Annotated in this window: 29 protein-coding genes; 16 read left to right on the top strand and 13 right to left on the bottom strand. The window is 71.4% G+C overall.

Annotated features, from left to right (window positions below):
* Positions 1 to 7 precede the first annotated feature (7 nt).
* The 3 genes from bioB to bioD are packed head-to-tail and all read left to right on the top strand — an operon-like array spanning position 8 to position 3,196.
* Positions 8 to 1,204, top strand: a complete 1,197-nt coding sequence (gene bioB, locus ACFY1L_RS20665) for a biotin synthase BioB (protein WP_388825919.1) — start codon at positions 8 to 10, stop codon at positions 1,202 to 1,204.
* On the top strand, positions 1,197 to 2,477 hold the full coding sequence (locus tag ACFY1L_RS20660) for an adenosylmethionine--8-amino-7-oxononanoate transaminase (protein ID WP_388825916.1): 1,281 nt from the start codon (positions 1,197 to 1,199) through the stop codon (positions 2,475 to 2,477). Before bioB ends, ACFY1L_RS20660 begins: the two co-directional genes overlap by 8 nt.
* A gap of 2 nt (positions 2,478 to 2,479) precedes the next feature.
* Positions 2,480 to 3,196, top strand: a complete 717-nt coding sequence (gene bioD / locus ACFY1L_RS20655) for a dethiobiotin synthase (RefSeq protein ID WP_388826896.1) — start codon at positions 2,480 to 2,482, stop codon at positions 3,194 to 3,196.
* On the opposite strand, the gene ACFY1L_RS20650 is transcribed toward bioD, so the two are convergent.
* From ACFY1L_RS20650 to ACFY1L_RS20605, 10 genes are all read right to left on the bottom strand, one after another.
* The gene (locus ACFY1L_RS20650) at positions 3,193 to 3,669 is read right to left on the bottom strand and encodes an SRPBCC domain-containing protein (protein ID WP_388826893.1); all 477 of its coding nucleotides are present in this window, start codon (positions 3,667 to 3,669) and stop codon (positions 3,193 to 3,195) included. The genes bioD and ACFY1L_RS20650 overlap by 4 nt on opposite strands.
* Before the next feature lie 75 nt (positions 3,670 to 3,744).
* The gene (locus ACFY1L_RS20645) at positions 3,745 to 4,734 is read right to left on the bottom strand and encodes an NAD(P)-dependent alcohol dehydrogenase (RefSeq protein WP_388825913.1); all 990 of its coding nucleotides are present in this window, start codon (positions 4,732 to 4,734) and stop codon (positions 3,745 to 3,747) included.
* A 135-nt stretch (positions 4,735 to 4,869) separates the two neighbouring features.
* Positions 4,870 to 5,580: a TetR/AcrR family transcriptional regulator C-terminal domain-containing protein gene (locus ACFY1L_RS20640; RefSeq protein WP_388825910.1), complete on the bottom strand. Its 711-nt coding sequence runs from the start codon at positions 5,578 to 5,580 to the stop codon at positions 4,870 to 4,872.
* Positions 5,581 to 5,687: 107 nt separating this feature from the next.
* Positions 5,688 to 6,833 carry a pyrroloquinoline quinone biosynthesis protein PqqE gene (pqqE, locus tag ACFY1L_RS20635; RefSeq protein WP_388825908.1) on the bottom strand — a complete coding sequence of 382 codons (1,146 nt, stop codon included), beginning with the start codon at positions 6,831 to 6,833 and terminating at the stop codon, positions 5,688 to 5,690.
* The gene (gene pqqD / locus ACFY1L_RS20630) at positions 6,830 to 7,102 is read right to left on the bottom strand and encodes a pyrroloquinoline quinone biosynthesis peptide chaperone PqqD (protein WP_388825905.1); all 273 of its coding nucleotides are present in this window, start codon (positions 7,100 to 7,102) and stop codon (positions 6,830 to 6,832) included. The genes pqqE and pqqD overlap by 4 nt, the downstream gene beginning before the upstream one ends.
* A complete protein-coding gene (gene pqqC, locus ACFY1L_RS20625) occupies positions 7,099 to 7,821 on the bottom strand; it encodes a pyrroloquinoline-quinone synthase PqqC (protein ID WP_388825902.1) in 723 nt (240 codons plus the stop codon). The genes pqqD and pqqC overlap by 4 nt, the downstream gene beginning before the upstream one ends.
* Before the next feature lie 11 nt (positions 7,822 to 7,832).
* A complete protein-coding gene (gene pqqB / locus ACFY1L_RS20620) occupies positions 7,833 to 8,732 on the bottom strand; it encodes a pyrroloquinoline quinone biosynthesis protein PqqB (RefSeq protein WP_388825899.1) in 900 nt (299 codons plus the stop codon).
* Between the two features lie 8 nt (positions 8,733 to 8,740).
* Positions 8,741 to 8,881: a pyrroloquinoline quinone precursor peptide PqqA gene (gene pqqA, locus ACFY1L_RS20615; RefSeq protein ID WP_388825897.1), complete on the bottom strand. Its 141-nt coding sequence runs from the start codon at positions 8,879 to 8,881 to the stop codon at positions 8,741 to 8,743.
* 50 nt (positions 8,882 to 8,931) lie between these two features.
* A complete protein-coding gene (locus ACFY1L_RS20610) occupies positions 8,932 to 10,083 on the bottom strand; it encodes a PQQ-dependent sugar dehydrogenase (protein WP_388825894.1) in 1,152 nt (383 codons plus the stop codon).
* 152 nt (positions 10,084 to 10,235) lie between these two features.
* Positions 10,236 to 12,518 (bottom strand): LuxR C-terminal-related transcriptional regulator, encoded by a 2,283-nt coding sequence (locus ACFY1L_RS20605; RefSeq protein WP_388825891.1) that lies wholly within the window; start codon positions 12,516 to 12,518, stop codon positions 10,236 to 10,238.
* 115 nt (positions 12,519 to 12,633) lie between these two features.
* Between ACFY1L_RS20605 and ACFY1L_RS20600 the strand changes: the two genes are divergently transcribed.
* Together ACFY1L_RS20600 and ACFY1L_RS20595 are read left to right on the top strand one after the other, a co-directional pair.
* Entirely contained in the window at positions 12,634 to 13,320 is a 687-nt protein-coding gene (locus ACFY1L_RS20600; RefSeq protein WP_388825888.1) for an esterase/lipase family protein, read from the top strand.
* A gap of 86 nt (positions 13,321 to 13,406) precedes the next feature.
* Positions 13,407 to 14,102, top strand: a complete 696-nt coding sequence (locus tag ACFY1L_RS20595) for a class I SAM-dependent methyltransferase (protein WP_388825885.1) — start codon at positions 13,407 to 13,409, stop codon at positions 14,100 to 14,102.
* Between the two features lie 9 nt (positions 14,103 to 14,111).
* Here ACFY1L_RS20595 and ACFY1L_RS20590 read toward each other — a convergent pair whose 3' ends face one another.
* Both ACFY1L_RS20590 and ACFY1L_RS20585 read right to left on the bottom strand, forming a co-directional pair.
* Positions 14,112 to 14,486, bottom strand: a complete 375-nt coding sequence (locus tag ACFY1L_RS20590) for a fic family toxin-antitoxin system, toxin component (protein WP_388825882.1) — start codon at positions 14,484 to 14,486, stop codon at positions 14,112 to 14,114.
* Positions 14,487 to 14,490: 4 nt separating this feature from the next.
* On the bottom strand, positions 14,491 to 14,730 hold the full coding sequence (locus ACFY1L_RS20585) for a toxin-antitoxin system HicB family antitoxin (protein ID WP_388825879.1): 240 nt from the start codon (positions 14,728 to 14,730) through the stop codon (positions 14,491 to 14,493).
* A 196-nt stretch (positions 14,731 to 14,926) separates the two neighbouring features.
* On the opposite strand from ACFY1L_RS20585, the gene ACFY1L_RS20580 reads away from it, so the two are divergent.
* The 11 genes from ACFY1L_RS20580 to mug all read left to right on the top strand — a co-directional run bounded on the left by ACFY1L_RS20580 (position 14,927) and on the right by mug (position 26,573).
* The gene (locus tag ACFY1L_RS20580) at positions 14,927 to 15,778 is read left to right on the top strand and encodes an ABC transporter ATP-binding protein (RefSeq protein WP_388826890.1); all 852 of its coding nucleotides are present in this window, start codon (positions 14,927 to 14,929) and stop codon (positions 15,776 to 15,778) included.
* Positions 15,779 to 15,782: 4 nt separating this feature from the next.
* Positions 15,783 to 18,350 (top strand): ABC transporter permease, encoded by a 2,568-nt coding sequence (locus tag ACFY1L_RS20575; protein WP_388825876.1) that lies wholly within the window; start codon positions 15,783 to 15,785, stop codon positions 18,348 to 18,350.
* Between the two features lie 46 nt (positions 18,351 to 18,396).
* Positions 18,397 to 19,284: an LLM class F420-dependent oxidoreductase gene (locus ACFY1L_RS20570; RefSeq protein WP_388825873.1), complete on the top strand. Its 888-nt coding sequence runs from the start codon at positions 18,397 to 18,399 to the stop codon at positions 19,282 to 19,284.
* Positions 19,285 to 19,387: 103 nt separating this feature from the next.
* Positions 19,388 to 20,278, top strand: a complete 891-nt coding sequence (locus ACFY1L_RS20565) for an LLM class F420-dependent oxidoreductase (protein ID WP_388825870.1) — start codon at positions 19,388 to 19,390, stop codon at positions 20,276 to 20,278.
* A gap of 67 nt (positions 20,279 to 20,345) precedes the next feature.
* Complete coding sequence (locus tag ACFY1L_RS20560; RefSeq protein WP_388825867.1) at positions 20,346 to 20,771, top strand: GNAT family N-acetyltransferase; 426 nt, start codon at positions 20,346 to 20,348, stop codon at positions 20,769 to 20,771.
* Between the two features lie 168 nt (positions 20,772 to 20,939).
* A complete protein-coding gene (locus ACFY1L_RS20555) occupies positions 20,940 to 22,304 on the top strand; it encodes a hemolysin family protein (protein WP_388825864.1) in 1,365 nt (454 codons plus the stop codon).
* Positions 22,301 to 23,314 (top strand): hemolysin family protein, encoded by a 1,014-nt coding sequence (locus ACFY1L_RS20550; protein WP_388825861.1) that lies wholly within the window; start codon positions 22,301 to 22,303, stop codon positions 23,312 to 23,314. Before ACFY1L_RS20555 ends, ACFY1L_RS20550 begins: the two co-directional genes overlap by 4 nt.
* Positions 23,315 to 23,381: 67 nt before the next feature.
* Positions 23,382 to 24,164, top strand: coding sequence for an SGNH/GDSL hydrolase family protein (locus tag ACFY1L_RS20545; RefSeq protein ID WP_388825858.1), 783 nt, complete (start codon positions 23,382 to 23,384; stop codon positions 24,162 to 24,164).
* A gap of 6 nt (positions 24,165 to 24,170) precedes the next feature.
* Positions 24,171 to 24,515 carry a DUF4326 domain-containing protein gene (locus tag ACFY1L_RS20540; protein ID WP_388825856.1) on the top strand — a complete coding sequence of 115 codons (345 nt, stop codon included), beginning with the start codon at positions 24,171 to 24,173 and terminating at the stop codon, positions 24,513 to 24,515.
* Between the two features lie 73 nt (positions 24,516 to 24,588).
* Positions 24,589 to 26,031, top strand: coding sequence for an adenylosuccinate lyase (gene purB / locus ACFY1L_RS20535; protein WP_388825852.1), 1,443 nt, complete (start codon positions 24,589 to 24,591; stop codon positions 26,029 to 26,031).
* Entirely contained in the window at positions 26,028 to 26,573 is a 546-nt protein-coding gene (gene mug, locus ACFY1L_RS20530; RefSeq protein WP_388826887.1) for a G/U mismatch-specific DNA glycosylase, read from the top strand. The genes purB and mug overlap by 4 nt, the downstream gene beginning before the upstream one ends.
* Positions 26,574 to 26,577: 4 nt before the next feature.
* Here mug and ACFY1L_RS20525 read toward each other — a convergent pair whose 3' ends face one another.
* Positions 26,578 to 26,973 carry a hypothetical protein gene (locus ACFY1L_RS20525; RefSeq protein ID WP_388825849.1) on the bottom strand — a complete coding sequence of 132 codons (396 nt, stop codon included), beginning with the start codon at positions 26,971 to 26,973 and terminating at the stop codon, positions 26,578 to 26,580.
* Positions 26,974 to 26,996: the final 23 nt, after the last annotated feature.

Raw genomic sequence — 26,996 nt, 5'->3', positions numbered from 1 at the left:
GGCTCTCATGGACCTGCTGAACACGCTGGTGGACAAGGGGCTTCGGCGCGAGCTGCCGACCCGCGAGGAAGCTCTGGCCGTCCTGGCCACTTCCGACGACGACGTGCTGGACGTGGTGGCCGCGGCCGGAAAGGTGCGCCGGCACTGGTTCGGCCGACGGGTGAAACTCAACTATCTCGTCAACCTCAAGTCCGGGCTGTGTCCGGAGGACTGCTCCTACTGCTCCCAGCGGCTCGGCTCCAAGGCCGACATCCTGAAGTACACCTGGCTCAAGCCCGAGCAGGCCTCCGAGGCCGCGGCCGCCGGTCTGGCCGGTGGCGCCAAGCGGGTCTGCCTGGTCGCCTCCGGGCGCGGGCCGACGGACCGGGACGTGGAGCGGGTCGCGGGCACCATCAAGGCGATCAAGGAGCAGAACGAGGGCGTCGAGGTGTGCGCCTGCCTCGGTCTGCTCTCCGACGGCCAGGCCGAGCGGCTGCGCGAGGCCGGCGCGGACGCCTACAACCACAACCTGAACACGTCCGAGGGGACGTACGGGGACATCACGACCACGCACACGTACGCCGACCGGGTCGACACCGTCAACAAGGCGCACGCGGCCGGTCTGTCCGCCTGCTCCGGGCTGATCGCCGGCATGGGCGAGAGCGACGAGGACCTGGTCGACGTGGTGTTCTCGCTGCGCGAGCTGGACCCGGACTCGGTGCCGGTCAACTTCCTGATCCCGGTCGAGGGCACCCCGCTGGCCAAGGAGTGGAACCTCACGCCGCAGCGCTGTCTGCGGATTCTGGCGATGGTGCGGTTCGTCTGCCCGGACATCGAGGTGCGCATCGCCGGCGGCCGCGAGGTCCATCTGCGTTCGATGCAGCCGCTCGCCCTGAACCTGGCCAACTCGATCTTCCTCGGCGACTACCTGACCACCGAGGGCCAGGCCGGCCAGGCCGACCTGGAGATGATCGCGGACGCCGGCTTCGAGGTGGAGGGCGCCGACCAGGTCACCCTTCCGGAGCATCGGGTGACGGCGGGCGGAGGCTGCGGTTCGCACGCCGGTGCCGGCTGCGGGTCCCACGAGGACGCCGGGTGCGGGTCGCACGAGAGCGGCGGGGTCTGCGGTACGGCCGCCACGGCGCCCGCGGTCAACGAGCCCCGCACCGACCTGGTCGCCCTGCGCCACCGCGGCGTCGGAACGGACCTCGCACCCAATGCCTGACCTGCCCGTGTCCGAGCTGCTGGAGCTCGACCGACGGCATGTGTGGCATCCGTACGGGCCCATGCCCGGCCGTCAGGAACCGCTCGTCGTGGAGTCGGCGAGCGGGGTGCGGCTGCGGCTGGCGGACGGCTCCGGCGAGCTGGTCGACGGCATGTCGTCCTGGTGGTCGGCGATCCACGGCTACAACCACCCGGTGCTGAACGAGGCCGCGCGCGAGCAGCTCGGCCGGATGAGCCATGTGATGTTCGGCGGGCTGACGCACGAGCCCGCCGTACGGCTTGCGAAGCACCTTGTCGACATGTCTCCCGAGGGCCTGGAGCACGTCTTCCTCGCCGACTCCGGTTCGGTGTCGGTCGAGGTCGCGGTCAAGATGTGCCTGCAGTACTGGCGTTCGCTGGGCCGTCCGGCCAAGCAGCGCCTGCTGACCTGGCGCGGCGGCTACCACGGCGACACCTGGCAGCCGATGTCGGTGTGCGACCCCGAGGGCGGGATGCACCAGCTGTGGAGCGGGGTGCTGCAGCAGCAGGTGTTCGTGGACCCGCCTCCGGTCGAGTACGAGGAGTCGTACGCGCAGCTGCTGCGTTCGGCGATCGAGCGGCACGCCGACGAGCTGGCCGCGGTGATCGTCGAGCCGGTGGTGCAGGGCGCGGGCGGGATGCGGTTCCACTCCCCCGCGTATCTGCGGGTGCTGCGCGAGGCCTGCGACGCACACGGCGTGCTGCTGGTGTTCGACGAGATCGCGACCGGCTTCGGGCGCACGGGCGCGCTGTTCGCCGCCGACCATGCGGCGGTGACGCCCGACGTGATGTGCGTGGGCAAGGCGCTGACCGGCGGCTACCTGACCATGGCGGCCACGCTCTGCACTGCACGCGTGGCGGACGGGATCTCGCAGGGCGAGGTCCCGGTCCTGGCCCACGGCCCGACCTTCATGGGCAACCCCCTTGCGGCGTCCGTCGCCTGCGCCTCGATCGAGCTGCTGCTCGGGCAGGATTGGCTCGGCGAGGTCAAGCGGATCGAGACGGGGCTGCGGGAGGGCCTGGCGCCGACCCGCGAGCTCCCGGGCGTCAAGGACGTACGCGTCCTCGGCGCGATCGGTGTCGTCCAGCTCGACCATGACGTCGACATGAAGGCCGCCACGGCCGCCGCCGTGCGCGAAGGCGTGTGGCTGCGGCCGTTCCGCGACCTGATCTACACGATGCCGCCGTACGTCACCGGGGACGAGGACCTGGCACGGATCGCACGCGCGGTGTGCGCGGCGGCACGGGAGGGATGAGCATGCCGATCCTGGTGATCACGGGCACGGGCACGGAGGTCGGCAAGACCATCACGACCGCCGCCGTCGCCGCCTCGGCGGTCGCGGCCGGCCGGTCGGTGGCCGTGCTCAAGGCCGCGCAGACGGGTGTACGGCCGGACGAGCGCGGGGACGCGCAGGAGGTGGCGCGGCTCGCGGGTGCCGTGACGGCGACCGAACTCGCCCGCTATCCCGAGCCGTTGGCGCCGGGGACGGCCGCGCGGCGGGCCGGTATGGCGCCGGTGCATCCGCGGGACGTCGCCGAGGCCGCCGCCAAGCTGGCCACCGAGCACGATCTGGTGCTGGTGGAGGGCGCGGGCGGACTGCTCGTCCGGTTCGACCCGGCGGGCGGAACACTGGCGGACGCGGCGGAGATGCTGCGGGCGCCGGTGCTGGTCGTGGCGTCGGCGGGCCTGGGCACGCTGAACACGACGGAGCTGACGGCGCGTCAACTACGCTCGCGGAGCGTGGAGTTGCTGGGTGTCGTCATCGGCGGCTGGCCCGACTCCCCGGATCTCGCGATGCGTTGCAACATCACGGACCTGCCGGACGTCGCCGGGGCCCCGCTGCTGGGCGCGCTGCCCATGGGCGCCGGATCGCTCGCCCCCGCCGACTTCCGTGCCACGGCACCGAGTTGGCTGGCGCCGCGGCTGGACGGGACGTGGGACGCGGAGGTGTTCCGGGTGCGCGAGGCGCCCTAGGCGCCGTCGGAATGCCCGCTCGCCTCGACGAGCCGGGCGAGGTTCGCCAAGGCCATGCGGGTGCCCGTCTCGTTGTCGGCGGCGGGCACCGCGTCGGGGATCCCCTCGTGCAGAATGCGGACGTCGGTGCCGCCGTCCGCGGCGGTGAGCGTGGTCGTCATCGTCATCGTGCCCCGCAGGGCGGGATCCGCGGTCTCGAACTCGAGCACTTCGACGACCTGCTCGTTCGGCACGAGCTTCGCGAAGTGGCCGTGGTACGTGTCGGTGTGTGAGGCCGACTTGCCGGTGCCGACCGGTGTGTCGTAGGTGAGCGAGACGCGGAACCTTCCGCCTTCGCGGGCGTCGAACTCGTGCACGTGACTGCTCATGCCGGCCGGCACCCGCCACTCCGCGATCGCGTCCGCATCCACCAGCGCCCGGTAGACCGCCGAAGGCGGGGCGTTCACATGCCGGGAGACCTGCGCCGAGTACATGGAGTCAACATAGCCCCCGGCGAAGGCGCACCCCTCCGGCAGCGCCCGCAGCTTGCCGATCATAGGGGTGGGTGCTTACGTCACGGTGATCACGGCCTTGCCGCGGGCGTGACCCCGTTCCACATGGCGCAGGCCCTCGGCCGTGTCGGCCAGGGGGTGGGCCCGGTCGACCACCGGGGTGAGCTTGCCGGCCTCGATGAGCGCGGTGACGGCGAGCAGGTCCTCGTGGGTCGGCCCGGCCGGGGCCGCCGGGAGGATCGCGCGGAGCCGCTGCCCGACGACCGCGTTGACCGCGGCCACTTGCAGCAGGGAGCCCACCGCGCCGAAGAGATGGCCGGGCGAGCCGCCGCCGTTGGCCACCAGGGTCCCTGTCGGGGTGAGCGCCTGGCGTACCCGGCTCAGCGGGTGGTTGCCCACGTTGTCGAGAATCACGTCGTAGCGCACCCGCCCGTCGGTGAAGTCCCCCCGGGTGTGGTCGACGACGTGCGTGGCGCCCAGCGAGCGCACCAGGTCGACGTTCCGGGTGCTGCACACCCCGGTGACCTCCGCATCCAGGGCCGCGGCGATCTGTACCGCGAACGTGCCCACGCCCCCGGCTGCCCCGTTGACCAGTACGCGCTGCCCGGCCTGCACCCGGCCCACGGTCCGGATGCCGCGCAGGGCGGTCACCGCCGCCATCGGCACGGCCGCGGCCTCCTCGAAGGTCAGGCGGGCGGGCTTGGGCACCAGTAGGTCCGCGGCGGTGCGCGCGTACTCGGCAAAGGAGCCCGGGCAGAAGCCGAGTACCTCGTCGCCGGGCCGAAGCGTGCTCACGCCGGGGCCGACCGCCTCCACCTGTCCTGCCGCATCGATCCCGGCCACCCGGGACTTCGGGCGCAGCAGCCCCACGCCTCCCATGAGCCGCGCCACGTACGGGTCGCCGCGCAGCATGTGCCAGTCGTAGGGGTTGAGCGCAGCCGCGTGCACCCGCACCAGGACCTGGTCCGCCCCGACCTCGGGCCGGTCGGTGTCCACCAGCAGCAGGGTGTCCGGCGGGCCGAACCGCTCCTGAACGATTGCCTTCATCACGTCTCCCCCACTCGGCGCACCTCGTGGTGTACGGCGTACACCATTGAGGGCACGGTAGGTGTACGCCGTACACCCGTCAAGGGGTGAAGAGGATCGCGGCCCGGAAGCTGCCCCGGGTCCTTGGTCGAGGGTTCAGGTCGTGCCGTAGAGCCGTTCGAGGCCGTCCAGCGTCAGGTCCAGGGCGAACTCGAACTCGAACTGGTCGTCACAGCCCGAGCCGACGACGGACTCCTGGTCGTGGGCGACCGCCAAGGCCAGTTCGGTGATGTGGGGATAGCGCGCGGCCATCTCCTCGGGCGGAATCGCGTCCGGATCGGGCTCGCGGTCGGAGCGGTCGGCGGAGTCCTCGAACAGCTCCTGGGAGAAGCCCAGCAGGCGGCTGCCCATGACGTGCATCGCGTGATGGACCAGGTCGATCGAGAATCCCCCGGCCCGGAAGATCCCGATCATCGAGTCCAGATACGCCATGACCGCAGGGGTCGGCGTGGTCCGCGCCTTCATCCGTGACTCGATGACCTCGGGTGCCCACGGGTGGCGCAGCAGCATCCGGCGGGCCGACAGCACCCGCCGGCGAATGGTGGTCTTCCAGTCGGTGTCGCCGGCCGGTGGATCGATCTCGGCGACGATCTCGTCGATCATGCCGTCCAGCAGCTCGTTCTTGTTGGCCACGTGCTTGTACAGCGCCATGGGCACGACACCGAGCGCCTGCGCGATCTTGCGCATGCTCAGCGCGTCGGCTCCGCCTGCGTCGGCCAGGGTGACGGCGGTTCTCAGAACCCGCTGCTTGCTCAAGGGTGCGCGGGGCTGCGCGGCGGCGCCGACCTGCGTGGTTATCTCCACCATCCCCTCTCGCACGGGCAAGGCCCGAGCCAGACCTCGATCCCCTCGCCGAATCTACCGCGTCCCCCTGCGCGTTCCCACAAGCGCATTCGCCTTACACACGGCGCGGATCAGGGCACCTTCCCGGCGTTCTCGTGCCGGCCGGGCACGCGCCGCCGGATCGCTCGCGTCCCGTCCGTGTGATCGTCGGCCAGTGTCCGGATCAGGCCGTGGTCGGGGGACAGCCGGCACGCCGGGTCCGTGCGGGCGGCGTCCCCGGTGAGCGCGAACGCCTGGCAGCGGCAGCCGCCGAAGTCCTCGTCGCGGCGGGAGCAGCTGCGGCAGGGGTCGGCCATCCAGTCGGTCCCGCGGTAGCGGGTGAACGCCTTGGAGTGGTCCCAGATCCAGGCCAGCGAACGGTCGCGGACGTTCGGCGGGTCCAGGTCCGGCAGGGAGGCCGCGGCCGGGCAGGGAAGGACGGTGCCGTCCGGGGCGACCGTCAGCGAGACCGCTCCCCATCCGCCCATGCACGGCTTGGCCACGCCGTCGAAGTAGTCGGGGACGACCCAGACCAGTTCGGGGCCGTCCGGCGTGAGCCGCTTCCGCCATCGCTCCACGGCGTCGCGTGCGCGGGTGAGCTGGTCGCGGGTGGCGAGCAGCGCGGCGCGGTTGAGCAGACCCCAGCCGTAGAACTGCGCGTTGGCGAGTTCGATGCGGTCCACGCCCCAGGACACGCCCAGTTCGACTACGGCGTCGATGGCGTCGAGGTTCTCGCGGTGCAGGACGACGTTGAGGCCGAGAGGGAGACCGGCCTCCCGTACGAGCGCGGCGGCGCGTTCCTTCTCGGCGAAGGAACGGCGTCCGGCGATCCGGTCGGAGGCGCGCGGGTCGGCGTGCTGGACGGACAGTTGGACGCTGCGCAGCCCGGCGGCGGCGAGCGCGGACAGCCGGGCGCGGTCCAAGCCCACGCCGCTGGTGACCAGTTGGGTGTAGATCCCGGCGCGCTCGGCCGCGGTGACGATCTGTTCCAGGTCCGAGCGCAACAGTGGTTCGCCGCCGGAGAGATGGGTGTGGACCACGCCCAACTCGCCCGCCTGGCACATCACTTCCGTCCACCGCTCGGTGCTGAGCTCACGCGAACGCCGCGTCAGCTCAAGGGGGTTGGAGCAGTACCCGCAGTGCAGCGGGCAGGCGTGGGTGAGTTCGGCCAGCAGCGCCCAGGGGCGGGCGGGCGCGGGTACCGGGGCGGCGGTGGGCGCCGGGTCGGCGACGGTCATCGGAGCCAGCCCTCCATGCGCAGCCGTTCGAGGAAGGCGGGGACGTCGGTGGTCACGGAGGAGCCGGGGAAGCGTTCGGCCAGTTCGTCGACGATGTCGCGCACGCTGCGGGTGCCGTCGCACAGGCCGACGATCGTTCCGGCCCCTCCCTTCAGGACGACGACGCGCTCGGGAAGGAGCAGCAGGTCCGCGTCGCGTGCGCGGTCGTGCCGCAGGACGATGGCCGGCGCGAGCGCGGGCCGCCAGTCGGCCACGGTCGCCGCTCTCACACCTGCTCCCGGTGGCCGGCCTGGTCCACGGCGTCGAGCAGCGACCACAGGACGTCGCACTTGAAGCGCAGTGCGGCCACGGCGCGCTCCTGGTCGGGCCGGGTGCGAGCCCAGCCGAGCACGAGGTCGAGTGCCTCACCGCTGTCGCGCCGCCCCTGGGAGACACGGGTACGGAAGTAGGCGAGGCCCTGGGGTTCGATCCACCGGTAGTGGCGTTCGAAGGCCTCGATACGGGTGGTCATCAGATCCGGCGCCGACAGCTCGGTCAGCGACGCGGCGACGGCTTCGAGCGGCGGGCGCAGCCGGCAGAAGTTGACGTATCCGTCGACCGCCAGCCGGACGCCCGGCAGCACGGTGTCGGCGCGCAGCAGCGTCTCGCGGTCCACCCCGGCCGCCTCACCGAGCCGCAGCCAGCGCTCGATGCCGCCCTCGCCGTCCTGCAGCCCGTCGTGGTCCTGGATGCGGCGCAGCCACATCCGGCGCAGTGCGGGTGTGTCGAGTTTGGCGGTGATCAGCGCGTCCTTGACGGGGATGTGGCGCTGGTAGTGGAAGCGGTTGGTGATCCAGCGGCGCAGCTCCTCGCGGCTCAGATCGCCGCTGTGCATACGGAGGTTGAAGGGGTGGCTGTCGTGGTACCGCTCCTCCCCCACCGCGCGCAGTCGTGCCTCGAACTCCGCGGGGCTCCAGGGCTCGGCTAGCAGGGCGGGTGCCGTGGTCACGGCGGCCGGATTCAAAGCTCGATCACCATCCCGTCGTTCGCCACCTCGAGGCCCAGCCGCGCCAGCCGCTTGTGCTGCGGGGCCGCCGGATCGACGAGGGGGTTGGTGTTGTTGAGGTGCGTGTACAGGCATCGGGCGGTCAGGCCGGCGAGCCGTTCGGCCGTGCCGTCCGGTCCCTCGATGGGCAGGTGGCCCATGCCGGTGGCGGTGCGCTCGGAGATGCCCGTGCGGCGGGGCTCCTCGTCGTCCCAGAAGGTGCCGTCGACGATCACGCAGTCGGCCTCGACGGCGGCCTGCTGGAAGCGGTCCGGCCAGGCGGCCAGGGCCGGGGCGTAGAGGGCGGTCGCGCCGGAGGCCGGGTCGTACAGGCGCAGTGCGACGACCCAGGCGTCGTCGTCCGGGGCGTCGGCGGCGTAGCGCGGCCGCTTGCCCGACACCGGGATGCCGCTGAGCTGCAGGCCCGACGTGCCGGGGTCGAGGGGTTCGGCGCCGCGTGGCTGCAGCTCGCGCCAGGTGATGGAGGTGTACGGCGCCAGTACGTCGCCGAGGTGCAGTCGGTCCAGGAGCGCCTGGCGGACCGGGGCCGTGGTGATCACCTCGAGGCCGTCGGCCTCGCGCAGCCGGGCGATGCCCAGGGTGTGATCGAGTTCGGCGTCGGTGAGGACGAGTCCGGCGATCGGTGTCTGCCGGCGCCCGGGCCCCGGGTGGAGTTCGGGGCGGTTCTCGATCTGGTCGCCGATGTCGGGTGTCGCGTTGACGATGTACCAGCGGCCGTCGTCGGTGCGTACGGCGAGGGAGGCGTGACGGCGGCGCCGGTGCGGATGGGCGCGTGCCCCGGAGCAGCCGGGGCACGCGCAGTTCCACTGGGGGATGCCGCCACCGGCGGCGGTGCCGAGTACCAGCAGCAGCATGGCGTCGGCTAGCGGGAGCTGAGGGAGTAGGCGGTGACCTCGAGTGCGGTGTCGACGATCTCGTAGGAGGGCGGCTGCCAGGTGACCTTGTCCGTCTCCTTCGAGGGGACTTGCTCGACGGGCTTGAGCTGCTGCGTGGCCTCGTTCATGACTGGTACTTCCTCTCTGGGCTTTCCGTGGGTGGTTTCCGGGCGGGTGGTCACTTGATGGATACGCGGAGGATCTTGTCCTTGCCGTATCCGAGATCACTGGTGCCGAGCCACAGTTCGTCCTTGCCGGGCACCTTGGCCATGGCGCGCAGGCGGCCGTACTTGCCGGGGAAGAAGTCGACCGGCGTGCCGACGTACTCGCTGTCCCCCACGATCGGGATCCGCCACAGCCGCTTGCCGCGCAGCGACGACACGTAGAGGACGTTGTTGACGATGACGACCTGGGAGGGCACGCCCCACTCCGGGTGGAAGACGACGCTCGGGTTGGTCATGCCCTGGTGGTCGCAGGTGCCCTCGCAGACAGGGAACCCGTAGTTGGCGCCCGGCTTGATGAGGTTGACCTCGTCCCAGGTCTGGTCGCCGACCTCCGCCTCCCACAGGCGGCCGTTGCGGTCCCAGGCCAGGCCCTCCGGATTGCGGTGGCCGTAGCTGTAGATGCGGTCGCCGAAGGGGTTGCCGGGCGCCGGGGCGCCGGTCTTGGTGATGCGGAGGATCTTTCCGTTGAGCGACTTCTTGTCCTGCGCGAGGTTCGGCGTGTAGGCGTCGCCGGTCGTGACGTAGAGGTAGCCGTCGGGGCCGAACTTGATCTGGCCGCCGTTGTGGTTCCCGATCCGCTTGATCCCGGTGATCAGCGTCTTGTAGTGGCTGAGCTTCTTGCCGTCGTAGTCCATCCTGACGATCTGGGTCTGGGTCTTCGTGGTGTGCACGAAGAACACCTGCTTGTCCTTCTTGCCGTCCCAGGTCGGTGACGGCTCGACACCCAGCAGGCCGCCGGGGCCGTCGTCATAGGGCTCGGGGACTGTGTTGGGCACCTCGCCGACGTCCGTCCTCTTGCCGTCGAGGCCGAGGCGGTAGACCTGGTAGGTGAGCCGCTCGGTCACCAGCGCCGAGCGTCCGTCCGGCATGAACGTGATGTCCCAGGGCGTCTGCCAACCCGTCGAGAACGTGGTGACGTCGGCCGGGGCGCCGCCTTCCATGGCAACCGTGTCGGCGGTGACGGCATCCCCGTCCGCGGTGGTGGGCGGAGCAGCGGCGGCGGGCGCCGGCTGCGACAGGCCGGTCGCCAGCAGCGCGGCCGCGGCGGCGAGCGAGGCGAGGACGAACCAGGACGGGCGTCTCACCGGGCGGCCTGGAGCTGACATGTCGACACCCTTCGTCGTTCCTCGAGCCGTCGTGGCGCAGCGTGTCCGCACGGCTGCGAGGAGCAGCGTATTTGCCCGGAGTCGTCCCGCTTTGCAGCGACATCTGCACGATGAGCGACCGATCTGCCATTCGGATGAGCGGCGCGGCCTCGTCACCGGGTGGTGCCGTCGTCGCCGAAGAGCCGTACCAGTTCGATCCGTGAGCGGATGCCCAGCCGGCTGAACACGCCCCGCAGATGGTGGTCGATGGTGCGGGGGCTGAGGGCCAGGCGGGCGGCGATCTCGCGGTTGGTGGCGCCGTCGGCGGCCATCCGGGCGATCAGTTGCTGCTGTGCCGTCAGGCGCGTGGTGGGGTCGTCGCCGCCTCCTCGCGATGCGGTGGCGGGTGCGCCCAGCGCACGGAGTTCGGCGCGGGCCTGCGCCGCGCAGTGCGGGGCGCCGAAACAGTCGAACGCCTCCAGGGCGCCGGCGAGACGGTCGCGTGCCTCCGTACGGCGGCGCAGCCGGCGCAGCGCACTGCCGAACAGCAGCTCCGTGCGGGCGCGTTCGAAGTCGCGGGTGCCGCGCGCGTGCAGGTCGAGCGCGGTGCGGTAGTGCTCGACGGCCTCGGCGCCGGGCGCGAGCAGGGCCCGGCAGCGGGCGCTGAGGGCCAGGTCGTCGGGGCTGCGCACGGCGGTGGCCCAGCGGTGGTAGTCGGCGTGGGCGGCCCGGGCGACACGGGTGTCGCCGGTGCGGACGGCGGCCTCCACGTAGTGCGGGGTGGCCAGATGCCGGATGGCTCGGTGGCCGTGGCCCGGGCCGAACCCGGCGAGGGCGCGCAGCCGGACCGCCGCACCGGCGAAGCGGCCGTCCGCCAGGTCGAGGAAGGCGAGCGCCCACTGGGCGAGCGCGGCGGGCAGTCCCAGACCGCGGGGCAGGGCGTACGACCGTGCGGCCGCCGCGCGCTGACGGCAGGTGTCGGCGTCGCCCGTGACGGCCGCGAACATGGCGAGGGCGGCCTGCAGATGGCCGGCGCCGTTGTCCTGGCCGGTGGCGTAGGCCTGGCGCAGGGCGTCCGTGGCGGTGGCCGCGCCGGCGTGCGGGCGCCCGGTCCAGAACTCGGCGTAGGCCCGGAACTCCTGTGCCTGCACGGCAGTTGCGGTCACGCCACGCGCGCGTGCCGACGCGGCCGCCCGCACCGTGGCGGTGGCGGCGCGGGTGTGGTCGCCGAGCAGAAGGGCGGCGATGCCGGCGTGCACCAGCAGGGTGGGGTCCCCTCCCGGACCGCACCGCCCGGCCGCCGCCTCCAGCAGATCCCGCGCGTCCTCGTACCGCCCCTCGAACGCGGCGGCTAGCCCGCCCAGCGTGCCGGGCGGCACGACCCCCAGCCGCTCGGCCACGCCCGCAGCCTCGCGGCAACGGCGCAGGTCACCGGTGTACATGGCGGCTTCGGTGGCTCGGGCGAGGATGTGGGCGGCGGGGGCCGTGCCATCGGTGGCTGCGGAACCGTCGGGCGCCGAAGCACCGCCGTTGGCCGACGCAGCGTCGACCGCCGCAGGGCCGCTGGCAGGCGCAGAACCGTTCCCTCGCCCATCCGTGCCGGTCTGCGCCGCCGCTGCCAGCAGTGCGTCGAAGGCCTCCGTCGCATTCCCCGCGCGAAGTGCGAACAAGCCTGTCAGGGCGTCGTCGGCCGTGGCGGTGGCCGCCAGGCGGTGGGCGCGGTCGGCGTCGCCCGCGTGCCAGGCGTCGGTGGCGGCGCGGGTGAGCAGGCGGGTCTGTTCGGACGGGTCGGGGCAGAGCCCGGCGGCGCGTTCGGTCAGCGCGCGGGCCAGCGTGAGCTGGCCGGTGTCCCGTGCCTGGCCCGCGGCGGCGCCCAGCTCCGTGGCGAGCCGTCCGCTCGGGCCGAGCGCACCCGCGCCCCGGTGCCAGGAGCGGCGGGGGGTCTCGCCGCCGCCGCGCAGCACGCGGGCCAGCAGCCGGTGCACGTCACGCCGGTCCGCCGGGGAGCCGGCCTCGTACGCGGCGATCCTCGTCCAGGCGTCGCGGAAGACGACACCGCCCGCTCCCGCGTGCGCGATGCCGGCGGTGTCGGCCGTCTCCAGCGGGCGGGTGTCCAGGCGTGCGGCGGCGACCGCGCGCAGGAAGGCGTGGGTGGCGACCGGGTACTGGTCGGCCGCCGCGAGGAGCAGCAGGAGGCGGGTGTCGTCCGGGAGCGCCCGGATCTCCGCGCGGTGCGCCCGCAGCAGGGCGGGGGCCAGTGCGGCGGGGTCCGTGGGCAGCGGGTCGAGGCCGGCCGACTGGCGCTCGGTGAGCAGCGGTACGAGTTCGGCGGCGGCGCGCGGGTCGCCGTACACCACGTGCAGTACCCGGATCCGGACGCCCTCGGGAAGCGCGGAGGCGTCGCGCTGCGGTGGCGAAGTGCGGTCGAGGGGCGGGGGGTTCACCTGAGTCACCACACGAATGACGTTACTGGCGAGTTAATTGACCCGTAAAGACCGGCGATTTCGCCGATGCGGCGCGCGTAGACCCGATCCGACACTCCTGGCAACCCCACCCGTACCAGGAGGCATCATGCAGCGCTTCAAGCGTCGCATCGTCACGGTCGTGTCGGCCGTGGTCTCATCGCTCCTTCTGTCTCTCTCCCTGTCCGCCGCGCCCGCTCACGCGGCGACCCACAACCCGATCGTCTTCGTGCACGGCCTGAGCAGTTCGGCGAGCAGCTGGGACGACTGGATCGCCGACTTCGAGGCCGACGGCTACTCCTCCTCCGAGCTGTTCGCCTGGTCGTACGACTGGTCGCAGTCGAACGTCACCACCGCCCAGCATCTGGCCACCGAGGTCAAGAGCGTGCTCGCGCAGACGGGCGCCTCGAAGGTCGACCTGGTCGTCCACTCGATGGGCGCCCTCGGCTCGCGCTACTACCTCAAGAACCTCGGCGGGACCTCGTACGTCGACGACTTCGTCTCGGCGGCGGGCGTGAACCACGGCACGACGACCGCCTCGTGGTGCAAGTGGCTCTACACCTCCTGCGCGGAGATGTACACCGGAAGCTCCTTCCTGACCTCGCTGAACTCCGGTGACGAGACACCGGGCAGCGTCTCGTACGCCAGCTACTGGTCGAACTGCGACGACGCGCTCACCCCGGACACCACCGCGATCCTGAGCGGCGCGACCAACGTCGAGGTCGGGTGCATCTCGCACACCGACATGAACAACGACCACGGGGTGTACGAGCAGGTGCGGGACTTCATCGCGTGAGCCGAGCCTGACAAAAGACAGCGGGGGTGCGCGGGGCCCGTACGGGGGAGAATCGTGGCAAGGCCCGTCCTGCACAGGAGGTCCCCATGCCGCTACGGTCCCCCGGCGCCACCAAGGTGGCGCGGGATCCCGTGCACCATCCGCTGTTCGCCCGCTACTACGCCCGGATCAGTGTGTCCGCCGAGACCCGGATGGGGATGGGCGGGATCCGCGACCGGCTGCTCACCGGTCTGTCCGGGCGGGTGATCGAGATCGGCGCGGGCAACGGACTGAACTTCGCGCACTATCCGAGCACGGTCTCGGAGGTCGTGGCGATCGAACCGGAGCGCACGCTACGGCAGTTGGCCGTCGAGAACGCCCTGCGCGCCGAGGTCCCGGTGGACGTCGCACCGGGCGCGGCGGAGGCACTCCCCGTCAAGAGCGAGGCCTTCGACGCGGTGGTGGTCTCGCTGGTGCTGTGCAGCGTGCGCGACGTGCCGCGGGCGCTCGCAGAGGTACGACGGGTGCTGCGCCCCGGCGGTGTCGTGCGGTTCTTCGAGCACGGGCGGGGCGGCGGACCGGCGATGGTCCTCACCCAGCGCGCCCTGGACCGCACCCTGTGGCCGCCGCTCAACGGCGGCTGCCACCTGGCCCGCGACCCGATCGCAGCCCTGCGGAACGCCGGGTTCGAACTCGGCCCCTACCGGCGGCTGTTGATGCCGGACAAAGGGCCGAAGCTGCCCACCTCGTACTGCGTGCTCGGTACGGCGTGGCGGCCTGAGACCGGCGAAGAGGCCGCCTGATCGCCCCGCTCACATGGTCCAGCTGCGCAGCTCCGCCGCGATGTCGTACACCGTGGCATTGCCCTTCTTGACCAGGCGCGCCAGGTCGCGCACCTGCACCGGCGAAGTGGTGACCCTGAGGCCGCTGGCGACGAGGTAGGCGTATGCGACGGCCGAGGCGAAGAGGGCGTTCGAGCGCTCCAACGCGGGCACGTGGATGAGGAGTTGGAGCAGGGCCGCCGCGCGTGCGTGCGGGTCGTCGTAGACCGGGACGTCGAAGATCTGGGCCTCGTGGCGCGCGACCGCCGCGACGAGGGCACCCCAGTCAGTGACCTGGGGATCCCCGGGCGTCTTCTGTTCGGCGAGCATGAGAAGCCAGGCGAGATCGATGCTGAGGTTGCTCAAGGGATCAGCGGCGAGCTTCGCGCGTGTTGTCGTCCTCGCTGCCGAACTCCTCGGCGAAGACCGCCTCGTACTGCTTCATGAAGTCTGCGGCGGCCTCCACGAACGTGTGGCCGACCTCTCCGGTGTCCTGTTTCACGAGTTCCTCGATGTAGCGGTTGACGCTCATGCCACGGGCCAAGGCGCGCTCACGGGCGGCGCGGGCCGTGCCCTCGTCCACTCTCACGTTCAGCTGGGTCTTCGCCATACTTCGAAGCTAGCGCTGAAGTGCTAGCGCGACAAGAGGTCCTCCCAGGGGTGGAAAGTGCCCCTTACACGGGTCTCAGGGGCCCGACCTGCGGTGGAGACCACCCTGGACCTCCGGGGGATTTCGACTGTGCTCAGGATCACACTAGGCTCGGCCGGGACGAGGAGGTCGAGTGTCCATGAGCGAGGAGGCGGCCTTGTCCACACCTGCTGCGGAGCACGCCCCGGGCCATGCGTCGGCCGACGGGAACGCGGCCCGCGCCCGCGGTCTGACCAAGGCGTACGGCTCGGGCGAGACGACCGTGCTGGCCCTCGACTCGGTGGACGTGGACATCGCGCGCGGCCGCTTCACCGCGGTCATGGGCCCTTCGGGCTCCGGAAAGTCCACGATGATGCACTGCCTGGCGGGCCTGGACACGGTGTCGGCCGGGCAGGTGTGGCTCGGCGACACCGAGATCACCGGGCTGAAGGAGCGCGAGCTGACCCGGCTGCGCCGGGACCGGATCGGCTTCATGTTCCAGTCGTTCAACCTCATCCCGACGCTGAACGCGGCCGAGAACATCACCCTGCCCATGGACATCGCGGGCAAGAAGCCCGACGAGAAATGGCTGGACCAGGTCATCGACACGCTGGGGCTGCGGGACCGCCTCAAGCACCGGCCAGCCCAGCTGTCCGGCGGTCAGCAGCAGCGCGTGGCCTGCGCGCGGGCGCTGGCCTCCCGGCCCGAGCTGATCTTCGCGGACGAGCCGACCGGCAACCTCGACTCCCGGGCCGGCCTCGAGGTTCTCGCCTTCCTGCGCCGGGCCGTCGACGAACTCGGCCAGACGGTCGTCATGGTCACCCACGACCCCGGCGCCGCCGCCCACTCCGACCTGGTGCTGTTCCTCGCGGACGGGCGCATCGTGGACGAGATGCAACGGCCGACGGCGGAGGCGGTGCTGGAACGAATGAAGCGGTTCGACGTGATCCGCAGCCAGTTCGAGGACGACGGCCCCTCCGCGGACGTAACCGACGGCCCCTCCACCGACGTGACACTGGACAAGGACTGAACCCGTGCTGAAGGCGACGCTCAGGAGCTTCCTCGCGCACAAGGGACGCCTGCTGCTCTCCGCGCTGGCAATCGTCCTGTCCGTGGCGTTCGTCGCGGGCAGCCTGATCTTCTCCGACACGGTCACCCGCACCTTCGACCGGCTGTTCCACTCCACGTCCGCCGATGTGACGGTGGAGCCGAGGCAGGACCTCAAGTCCCAGGTGCCGACCGGCGAGGCCGAGACCGTGCCCGCCGCGCTCGCGGAGCGCGTGGCGAAGGTCGACGGCGTCGCCTCGACCCACGCGGACGTCAGCGTCGAGAACATCACCGTGGTCGACAGCAAGAACAAGTCCGTCGGCCCCACCACCGGCGCACCCACCATCGCCACGGACTGGTACCTCACCGCCCGCAGCCCCGTGAAGCTGACCTCGGGCCACGCCCCGCAGTCCGGCGGCGAGGCGCTGCTGGACGCCGACACCGCCGACAAGAAGCATGTGAAGATCGGCGACACCCTCACCGTGCTGGCCCAGCCGGGCACCTTCAAGGTGCGGATCGTCGGCATCGCCACCTTCACCACCACCAACCCGGGTGCGGCCCTGGTCTTCCTCGACCCGAAGACCGCCGCCACCCAGCTGCTCGGTTCGGCGGGCAAGGCCACCAGCATCTCGGTGGACGCGGCCAAGGGCGTGAGCGACGCCCAGCTCAAGACCCGGATCGTCGCCGCGGTCGGCACCGGCACCTACGACGTCAAGACCGCCGACGAGCAGGCCAAGTCGGCCACCTCGGACCTCGGCGGGTTCCTCGACGTGATCAAGTACGTGATGCTCGGCTTCGCCGGGATCGCCGTCCTGGTCGGCGTCTTCCTGATCGTCAACACCTTCTCCATGCTGATCGCCCAGCGCACCCGGGAGCTGGGCCTGCTGCGGGCCCTCGGCGCGGACCGGCGGCAGGTGCGGCGGTCCGTGCTGACCGAGGCGATCCTGCTCGGCCTGGTCGGCTCGACGCTGGGCCTGGCGGCGGGCATCGGGCTCGCAGCCGGGCTGATCAAGCTCATGAGCGTGTTCGGGATGAACCTCAAGACCACGGAGATGGTCGTCGGCTGGGGAACTCCCGTGGCGGCGTACGTCGTCGGCGTCGGTGTCACCTTCGTCGCGGCCTACCTGCCGGCCCGGCGCGCGGCGGGCGTCTCGCCGATGGCCGCGCTCGCCGACGCCGAGATCGCCGGTATCGGAAAGCCGTTGCGGGTGCGGGCGATCGTCGGCTCGGTCGTCGGGGTGCTCGGCGCCGCGGCCCTCGTCGGCTGTGCCACCGCGACGAAGACGGCCTCGTCGGCCTCGCTGCTGGGGCTCGGCGTCGTACTGACCCTGATCGCGACCGTCATCGCGGGCCCTCTCCTGGTCCGCCCGGTGATCCGCGTGCTGGGCGGCGCCTTCCCGGCCCTGTTCGGCTCGGTCGGCCGCATGAGCCAGCGCAACGCCCTGCGCAACCCGCGCCGTACGGGCGCCACCGCGGCCGCCCTCATGGTGGGCCTCGCCCTGGTCGGCGGCATGTCAGTGGCCAGCGCCTCCATGTCGAAGTCCTTCGACCAGCAGATCGACAAGACGCTGGGCGCCGACTTCGTGATCCAGAACAGCAACTTCGTGCCGTTCTCGCAGGAGGTCACCGACAAGGTGCGCGGCACCGAGGGCGTCGGTCTCGTCGTACGGCAGCGGTTCGCACCGATCGCCGTACGACTGCCGGACGGCAAGCGCATCGAGACGACCGCGGCGGGTTACGACAACGGGGTCGACGACGTCGCCCACGTGACGTACGCCTCCGGGAACTCGGCGGCGGCACTCGCACCCGGCAGCCTCGGCATGGACGTCGACTTCGCCAAGGACCACGGCGTCCGGGTCGGCAGCACGATCCCCGTCGAGTTCCCCGCCGGAAAGAAGACGGAGTTGAAGGTCACCGCGCTCACCGACCAGGACAACTCCGGCGGTTTCGGGATGCAGGGCGGGCTGTTCTTCGGGATCGCGACGGTCGAGAAGTACGTGCCCGGCGGGCAGGACTCCGCGCTGTACGTGAACGCGGCCTCCGGCACGAGCCCCGACCAGCTGCGCAAGAACCTGGACACGAACCTCGAGCCGTATCCGCAGGTCCAGGTGCGCGACCAGGCCGACTACAAGAAGCTGGTGCACGACCAGATCGCCGTGCTGCTCTACCTGGTGTATGCGCTGCTCGGGCTCGCGATCATCATCGCGGTGCTCGGCGTCGTCAACACCCTCGCCCTGTCGGTCGTGGAGCGGACCCGGGAGATCGGCCTGCTGCGGGCCATCGGGCTCGCCCGGCGCCAGCTGCGCCGGATGATCCGGCTGGAGTCGGTGGTGATCGCGGTGTTCGGTGCGGTCCTGGGGCTCGCGCTCGGCTTGGTGTGGGGCGTGTGCGTCCAACAGGTGCTGGCCCTGCAGGGCATGAAGGCGCTGGCGATCCCGTGGACCACCGTCGTCGCGGTTGTGATCGGCTCGGCGGTGGTGGGCATCGTGGCGGCGCTGCTGCCGGCGCTGCGTGCCTCCCGCATGAACGTACTGGCGGCGATCGCGCACGAGTGATGGGATGGCGGCAGGTCCTCAATTCGCTTGCCGGTGAGGAGAGTTCATGCCGCGCCCCTTCCGCTTCGGAGCAAGCCTGATCACCCCGTCCCCCGCCGCCGAGTGGCGCGCCAAGTGCCGACGTGCCGAGGAACTCGGCTACGACGTGATCCTGGTCCCCGACCATCTCGGCATGGTCGCCCCCTTCCCGGCACTGGTCGCGGCGGCGGAGGCGACCGAGCGGCCGCGACTGGGCACCTTCGTGCTCAACGCGGGCTTCTGGAACCCCACGCTGCTCGCCCGCGAGGTCGCCACCACGGACGCTCTGACCGGCGGGCGCCTCGAACTCGGCCTGGGCACCGGCTATGTACAGACCGAGCACGACACCGCCGGACTGCCCTTCGGCTCGGCGCGCGAGCGGGTGGACCATCTCCGGCGCACGGTCGAGGAGTTGGAGCGGCTGCTCACCTCCGACGAGCAGCCGCAGCCCGTCCAGCAGCCCCGTGTGCCCTTGATGATCGGCGGCAACGGCAACCGGATGCTGCGACTCACCGCCGAGCACGCCGACATCGCGGCCTTCGCGGGGGCGTATCTCGAACCGGGCAGCACGACTGGAAAGCTCGCCCCTACCACCGCCGAGGAACTCGACGAGCGCGTCGCCCGCTACCTCCGGCTGGCCGAGGCCCGCAAGGAACCGGCCGAACTGAACCTGCTCGTCCAGATGGCGGTCGTCACGGAGGATCCGGAGGCCGTTCTCCGGCCGCTGCTGTCCCGACGTCCGGAACTGAGCCTGCACACCGTGCTGGAGCTGCCCGCCATCCTCGTCGGCACCCTGGACGAGATCGTCGCGAAGGTGCTGGCACAGCGCGAGCGGTACGGCTTCTCGTACGTCACCGTGCTCGAACCGTACATGGAGGCGTTCGGTCCCGTCGTGGAGCGCTTGCGGGGCCGGTGACGGGGCGCGATGCGTGCATCCGCCATGGACGTACTGGCGGCCGTCCCACCCGAGTGATGGAATCACGGTGAGCACTCAAGTCGCTTGCTGCTGAGGAGAGTTCATGCCGCGCCCGTTCCGTTTCGGAGTCAACCTCAACGCCGCCGCCCCCACCGACGCATGGCGCGCCAAGTGCCGGCAGGCCGAGGAACTCGGCTACGACGTGATCCTGATCCCCGACCACCTCGGCAAGCCCTCGCCGTTCCCGGCGCTGGTCGCGGCGGCAGCGGTCACCGAGCGGCCGCGGGTGGGCACGTTCGTACTCAACGCGGGCTTCTGGAACCCCACGCTGCTCGCCCGCGAGGTCGCCACGACCGACGCCCTGACCGGCGGACGCCTCGAACTCGGACTTGGCGCGGGTTACGTCAAGGCGGAGCACGACAAGGCCGGGCTGCCGTTCGGCTTGCCGGGCGAGCGGGTGGACCATCTGCGGCACACCGTCGAGGAGTTGGAGCGGCTGCTGACCTCCGACGAGCACCAGCCGCAGCCGACGCAGAAACCGCGGGTGCCGCTGCTGATCGGCGGCAACGGCAACCGCATGCTGGAGCTGGCCGCCGAGCACGCCGACATCGCGGCCTTTGCGGGCGCGGCCCTGGTACCGGGCAGCACCGACGGACAGGTGACCCCGGCCACCGCCGAGGAGCTCGACGAGCGCGTCGCCCGCTACCTCCGGATGGCCGAGGCCCGCAAGGAACCGGCCGAACTGAACCTGCTCATCCAGTCGGTGGTCGTCACCGACGACCGCGAGGCGGTGGCCGCGCCGTTCCTGCGGCGCATACCGAACCTGACCCTCGAACAGGCACTGGAGCTGCCCATCGTGCTGATCGGCACCGTGGACGAGATCGTCGCGCAGGCGCTGGAGCGGCGCGAGCGGTACGGCTTCACGTATCTGACGGTGCTCGAAGGGTCCATGGAGGCGTTCGCGCCGATCATGGAGAAGCTGCGCGGCCGATGACCGTCCGCCGACCGTCCGCATGCCGGAATTCCGCCTCCCCGTCCGGCGCCCGTGATGGGATCGCGGCATGACTGATCTGCGCATACGGGCCGCGACGCCCGCCGACCTCGACACCGTGCTGGCCTTCTGGAAGACGGCCGCCGAGGGCACGAGCATCAGCGACGACCGGGACGGTGTGGAGCGACTGGTCGCCCGTGACCCCGAGGCACTGATCCTGGCCGAGCGGGGCGGCGAACTCGTCGGCACCGTGATCGCCGGCTTCGACGGCTGGCGCTGCCACCTGTACCGGCTGGCGGTGCACCCGGAGCGGCGGCGGCAGGGCATCGGCTCGGCGCTGCTGGCCGCCGCGGAGGAGCGCTTCGTACGGCTCGGCGGGCGGCGCGGGGACGCGATGGTGCTGGTGCGCAACGAAACCGGGCAGCACGCCTGGCGGGCGGCCGGGTACACGCCCGAGGAACACTGGCGACGCTGGGTGAAGCACCTCACACACTGATCGCCTTTGCCGATCCTTTACCATTGCGGGAAAGCATCCGGATCCGATCCGGTCCTCCAATGAAAGGTGTGAGCGTCCGCCCATGGGCGAGCCTCCCAGTAGTACGCGCAGTGCACGACATCGCGCGTTCCTCCCGCCCCTGCCCGACGATGGGACGGAGGTGACCCGATGACCGAAGTGCTCCTCCTGCTGGTGGCGATCCTGCTCTCGCTGGCCTGCGGCGCCTTCGTCGCGGCCGAGTTCTCGCTGACCACGGTCGAGCGCGGCGAGCTGGAGCGCGCCGTCGAGCGCGGCGAGCGCGGCGCGTCGGGTGCCCTGAAGGCCGTCCGGAGCCTGACGTTCCAGCTCTCCGGCGCCCAGCTCGGCATCACCGTCACCAACCTGGTCGTCGGCATGCTCGCCGAACCCTCGATCGCCAAGCTGATCGCGGGCCCGCTCGAGGCGCTCGGCATCTCCTCCTCCGCGGCGAGCTCGCTCGCCCTGGTGCTCGGTACGGCGCTGTCGACCGTCTTCCTGATGGTGGTCGGCGAGCTGGTGCCGAAGAACTGGGCGATCTCCTCGCCACTGGCCGTGGCCAAGCGGGTGGGCAATGCGCAGCGCCTGTTCAGCGCGGCCTTCCGCCCCTTCATCACCCACCTCAACAACACGGCGAACCGCGTAGTACGCCGCTTCGGCCTGGAGCCCACCGAGGAACTGGCCTCCGCACGCAGCCCCAAGGAGCTGGCGGCGCTGGCCCGGCACTCCGCCAAGGAGGGCGCCCTGGAGGCGGACACCGCCGAGCTGTTCGTACGGACCCTGAACCTCGCCGACCTGACCGCGGAGAACGTGATGACGCCACGCGTCCAGGTCATCGCCCTCGACGTCCAGGCGACCTGCGAGGACGTGGCGAACGCGACCCGGGCGACGGGGCTGTCCCGGTTCCCGGTCTACCGCGGCAACCTCGACTCGGTCGTGGGCACCGCGCACGTCAAGGACGTCCTGGCGATACCCGCCGAGCGCCGCACCCGCGTGCACGTCTCCGAGATGATGCGCGAACCGCTCCTGGTCCCGGAGACCCTCACCGTCGACCGGCTGCTGGACCGCCTGTCCGGCAAGCGCACCATGGCCGTGGTCATCGACGAGTACGGCGGCACCGCGGGCGTCGCCACCCTCGAGGACATCGTCGAGGAGGTCGTCGGCGAGGTCCGCGACGAGCACGACCCGCACGAGACGCCCGACCTGGCCACCGCCGGCAGCGACGACGAAGGCCGGACCCTGTACTCGGCCGACGGCTCCGCGCGCGTGGACCAGCTCGCGCGCGTGGGCCTCAGGGCGCCCGAGGGGCCGTACGAGACGCTGGCCGGTCTCGTGGCGACGGAGCTCGGCCGGATCCCGGCCGTGGGCGACCGCGTGGAGGTCGCCGGGTGGCAGCTCGACGTGGTGGACGCCTCGGGGCGCCGGGCCGCACGGGTACTGATGCACGCACCCTTCACCGACCCAGCCGATTCAACCGACGAGACCCACGCGAAGGACGAGCAGGGGGACGCCCGATGACCGCCGTACAGCTGCTGATCGGTTTTGCGACCCTCGTCGTCAACGCCTTCTTCGTCGGCGCCGAGTTCGCGCTGATCTCCGTACGCCGCAGCCAGATCGAACCGCACGCCGAGGAGGGCGACCGGCGGGCCAGGAGCGTGCTGTGGGGACTGGAGCACGTGTCCGCGCTGATGGCCGCCGCCCAGCTCGGCATCACCCTGTGCACCCTGGTCCTGGGTGTGGTCGCCGAGCCGGCGATCGCACATCTGCTGGAGCCGGTGTTCCACGCCCTGGGCGTGCCGACCAGTGCCGGGCACGCGGTGTCCTTCGTGATCGCGCTGGCCCTGGCGACGTATCTGCACATGCTGCTCGGCGAGATGGTGCCCAAGAACATCGCGCTCGCGGAACCGGTGCGCAGCGCGCTGCTGCTCGGTCCGCCGCTGGTCGCCCTGTCCCGGGCGCTGCGCCCGGTGATCTTCGCGATCAACGCCTTCGCGAACGCCCTGCTGAAGCTGTTGCGGGTGGAGACCAAGGACGAGGTCGCGGCCACCTTCTCGGACGCCGAGCTTGCCCGGATCGTGCGGGACTCCGGCGAGGCGGGCCTGATCGACGATCGCGCCCGGGAACGGCTGCACGACGCGCTGGAGCTGGGCCGCCGCCCGGTGCGCGACGTCGTCCTGCCGCTGGAACGCGTCGTCTACGCGCGCGTGGGCGTCACACCGGAGGAGCTGGAGCAGCTGTCGGCCCAATCCGGCTTCTCCCGCTTCCCGGTGGTGGACGAGAACCGCAGGATCGTCGGCTATCTGCATGTGAAGGACGCGCTGGACGCCCCCGGCCGGGACGTGCCGTTCCGGGTGCAGGACATGCGACCCAGCGCGCGCGTACGGGAGACCACACCGCTGGACGACGTCCTCACGGCGATGCGCGGCAGCCGCACACACCTCGCCGCCGTGCTCGGCGACGACGGGCGACTGGCCGGCCTGGTGACCATGGAGGACGTACTGCGGGAGCTGTTCGGGCAGCCGGCCTGAGCGGCCCGGAGGGGTACCCGGGCCGACCGACCGACGGGTATGGGCCCGGGATACCATCTCTGACGCCATGCAGAAGAACCCCACTCACACCAGCCTGGTCGCGGTCGGCGACTCCTTCACCGAGGGCATGTCGGACCTGCTGCCGGACGGCACGTACCGGGGCTGGGCCGACCTCCTCGCCGGACGGATGGCCGCCGTCACCCCCGGATTCCGGTACGCCAACCTCGCCGTGCGCGGCAAGCTGATCGGGCAGATCGTCGACGAGCAGGTCGACGTCGCGGCAGCCATGCGACCCGATGTGATCACGCTGGTGGGCGGCCTCAACGACACCCTGCGGCCCAAGTGCGACATGGGGCGGGTGAAGGGCCTGCTCACCGAGGCCGTCGAACGGCTGGCCCCGTCCTGCAAACAACTGGTGCTGATGCGCAGCCCCGGCCGCCAGGGTCCGGTCCTGGAGCGGTTCCGGCCGCGCATGGAGGAGCTGTTCGTCACCGTCGACGACCTCGCCGCACGCCACGGCGCACTGGTCGTCGACCTGTACGCGGCCCCCTCGCTCAGCGACCCGCGCCTGTGGGACGTGGACCGGCTGCACCTCACGGCCGAGGGCCACCGCAGGGTCGCCGAGGCGGTCTGGCAGACACTCGGCTACGACCCCGAGGACGCCGACTGGCACACGCCGATGGCGGTGACGCCGCCTCCGGGGTGGGCCGCGCGACGGGTCGCGGACGTCCGCTTCGCCCGGCAGCACCTGCTGCCGTGGATCGGCCGCCGACTGACCGGCCGCTCCTCGGGCGACGGCCTGCCCCCGAAGCGCCCCGAACTGCTGCCCTACGAGGGCCCGGCGGCGTAACCGCCGATGACGACTCGGGTGATCAACGTCAGGGGCCGGATCCACGAGTTCGGCCCCCGGCTGGAACACGCCCCCGAGGACGTCGTCTACGTCGGCCGCCGCTGGACCATGGGAGGCTGGGACCTGCCCCGGCACCCGCTGTACAACCCCTTCGCCTACGACACCCCGAAGCGCCGCCGGGACGGCACGCGCGCCGAGGTCATGGCGATGTACCGGGCGTATCTGCTGGAGCGTCCCGAGCTGCTGGACCTGGTGCCGGAGCTGCGCGGGCGGACACTGGCCTGCTGGTGCGCGCCCGAGCTGTGCCATGCGGATGTGCTGGCGGAGCTCGCGGACTCGGAGCTGCGGTGACGCAGGTCTCGTAGCTTCCGACAAGGGGGGCTGTGGCGCTGGCCTGCACGAATCGCCAGTAGAATCCGTCTACGTGACTTCTGCGCCCGCCAAGCCCCGCATCCCGAACGTCCTCGCCGGACGCTACGCCTCCGCCGAGCTCGCCACGCTCTGGTCGCCCGAGCAGAAGGTGAAGCTTGAGCGGCAGCTCTGGCTCGCCGTGCTGCGGGCCCAGAAGGACCTCGGGATCGAGGTGCCGGACGCGGCGATCGCCGACTACGAGCGTGTCCTCGACACCGTCGACCTGGCCTCCATCGCGGAGCGCGAGAAGGTCACACGGCACGACGTGAAGGCGCGGATCGAGGAGTTCAACGACCTCGCCGGGCACGAGCACGTGCACAAGGGCATGACCTCCCGCGACCTCACCGAGAACGTCGAGCAGCTGCAGATCCGGCTCTCGCTGGAGCTGATGCGCGACCGCACGGTGGCCGTGCTGGCCCGCCTGGGCAAGCTCGCGGGCGAGTACGGCGAGCTGGTCATGGCGGGCCGCTCGCACAACGTGGCCGCTCAGGCCACGACGCTGGGCAAGCGGTTCGCGACCGCCGCCGACGAACTGCTCGTCGCGTACGGCCGGGTCGAGGAGCTGCTCGGGCGCTACCCCCTCCGGGGCATCAAGGGCCCGGTCGGCACGGCGCAGGACATGCTGGACCTGCTGGGCGGGGACGCGGGCAAGCTGGCCGACCTGGAGAACCGGATCGCCCGGCACCTGGGCTTCTCGCAGGCCTTCACCTCGGTCGGCCAGGTCTACCCACGCTCGCTGGACTACGAGGTCGTGACCGCGCTGGTCCAGCTGGCCGCAGCGCCTTCGTCTCTCGCGAAGACGATCCGGCTGATGGCCGGGCACGAGCTGGTGACCGAGGGCTTCAAGCCGGGCCAGGTCGGCTCCTCCGCGATGCCGCACAAGATGAACACCCGCTCCTGCGAGCGCGTGAACGGCCTGATGGTCATCCTGCGCGGCTATGCGTCGATGACCGGCGAGCTGGCCGGCGACCAGTGGAACGAGGGCGATGTGTCCTGCTCGGTGGTGCGCCGGGTCGCGCTGCCGGACGCGTTCTTCGCGCTGGACGGTCTGCTGGAGACGTTCCTGACGGTGCTGGACGAGTTCGGCGCGTTCCCGGCGGTCGTCGCGCGCGAGTTGGACCGCTACCTGCCGTTCCTCGCCACGACCAAGGTGCTGATGGGTGCGGTGCGGGCGGGTGTCGGCCGTGAGGTCGCGCACGAGGCCATCAAGGAGAACGCCGTCGCTTCCGCGCTGGCGATGCGCGAGCAGGGCGCCGAGCGCAACGAGCTGCTCGACAAGCTGGCCGCCGACTCGCGGCTGCCGCTCGACCGCGCCGAGCTGGACGCTCTGATGGCCGACAAGCTGTCCTTCACGGGCGCCGCGGCCGACCAGGTCGGCATCGTCGTCGGCCGTATCGAGGAGATCGTCAAGCAGCACCCGGAGGCCGCGGGCTACACGCCGGGGGCGATCCTCTGACCCGCTTCACTCCGGCGGAACTGGAGGCCGCCCGCGACCGTCTCGTCCCCGACGTGGTCGCGGACGGCCTCGATGTTCTGTTCTGCGGCATCAACCCAGGTCTGATGACGGCGGCGACGGGCCATCACTTCGCCCGGCCCGGCAACCGCTTCTGGCCGGTGCTGCACCTGTCGGGCTTCACGCCACGGCTCATGAAGCCGTCGGAGCAGGGCGAGTTGCTGTCGTACGGGCTCGGCATCACGAACGTGGTGGCCCGGGCGACGGCACGGGCCGACGAGCTGAGTACGGAGGAGTACCGCGAGGGCGGGCGGCAGTTGGCCCTGAAGGTGGACCGGCTGAAGCCGCGGTGGCTGGCGGTGGTGGGGGTCACGGCGTACCGGGTCGCATTCGACGACCGCAAGGCCCAGGTGGGGCCGCAGGAGCGGGTGATCGGGGACACGCGGGTGTGGGTGCTGCCCAACCCCAGCGGGCTGAACGCGCATTGGACGGCGCAGACGATGGCGGAGGAGTTCGGGCGGTTGCGGGTGGCGGCGGAGGCGTGACTCGTCAGACCGGGGCGACGTTCGTGGCGGCGAGGATCAGGCGAACCTCGGCCTCGGGTTCCGCGTCGGCCACGGCGACGATGAGCCAGCGGCCGGTGGCGTTCTCCCAGGCCCGAAGCTCCACTGCCTCGACGGCGAGTCGCGCCCAGGGCTCGGGTATCTCCTCCCCACGGCCAATGCGCTCCTGGAGGGTTCCCGTCCCCCAACGAGCCGGCGCTCCTCGCCAGGCGGTCAACTGCTCCGTGAGTGCTCGTTCCAGGGCATACACGTCACCCGCCGTCAGGTGGCCCTCCGGGCAGTCACCGTTGCTTGCCCCTAACACAACTATGTCGTGACCGGGCCCACCCGCGTCCCGGGACCACAGTTCGTCAACGAGGTCGAGGCACTTCGCGATGTCCATGTGATCCAGTATTCCGCCTACCA

This window comes from Streptomyces sp. NPDC001663 (genome assembly GCF_042893105.1).
Taxonomy (GTDB): Bacteria; Actinomycetota; Actinomycetes; order Streptomycetales; family Streptomycetaceae; genus Streptomyces.
This window is presented reverse-complemented; position numbering and strand designations above follow the sequence as displayed.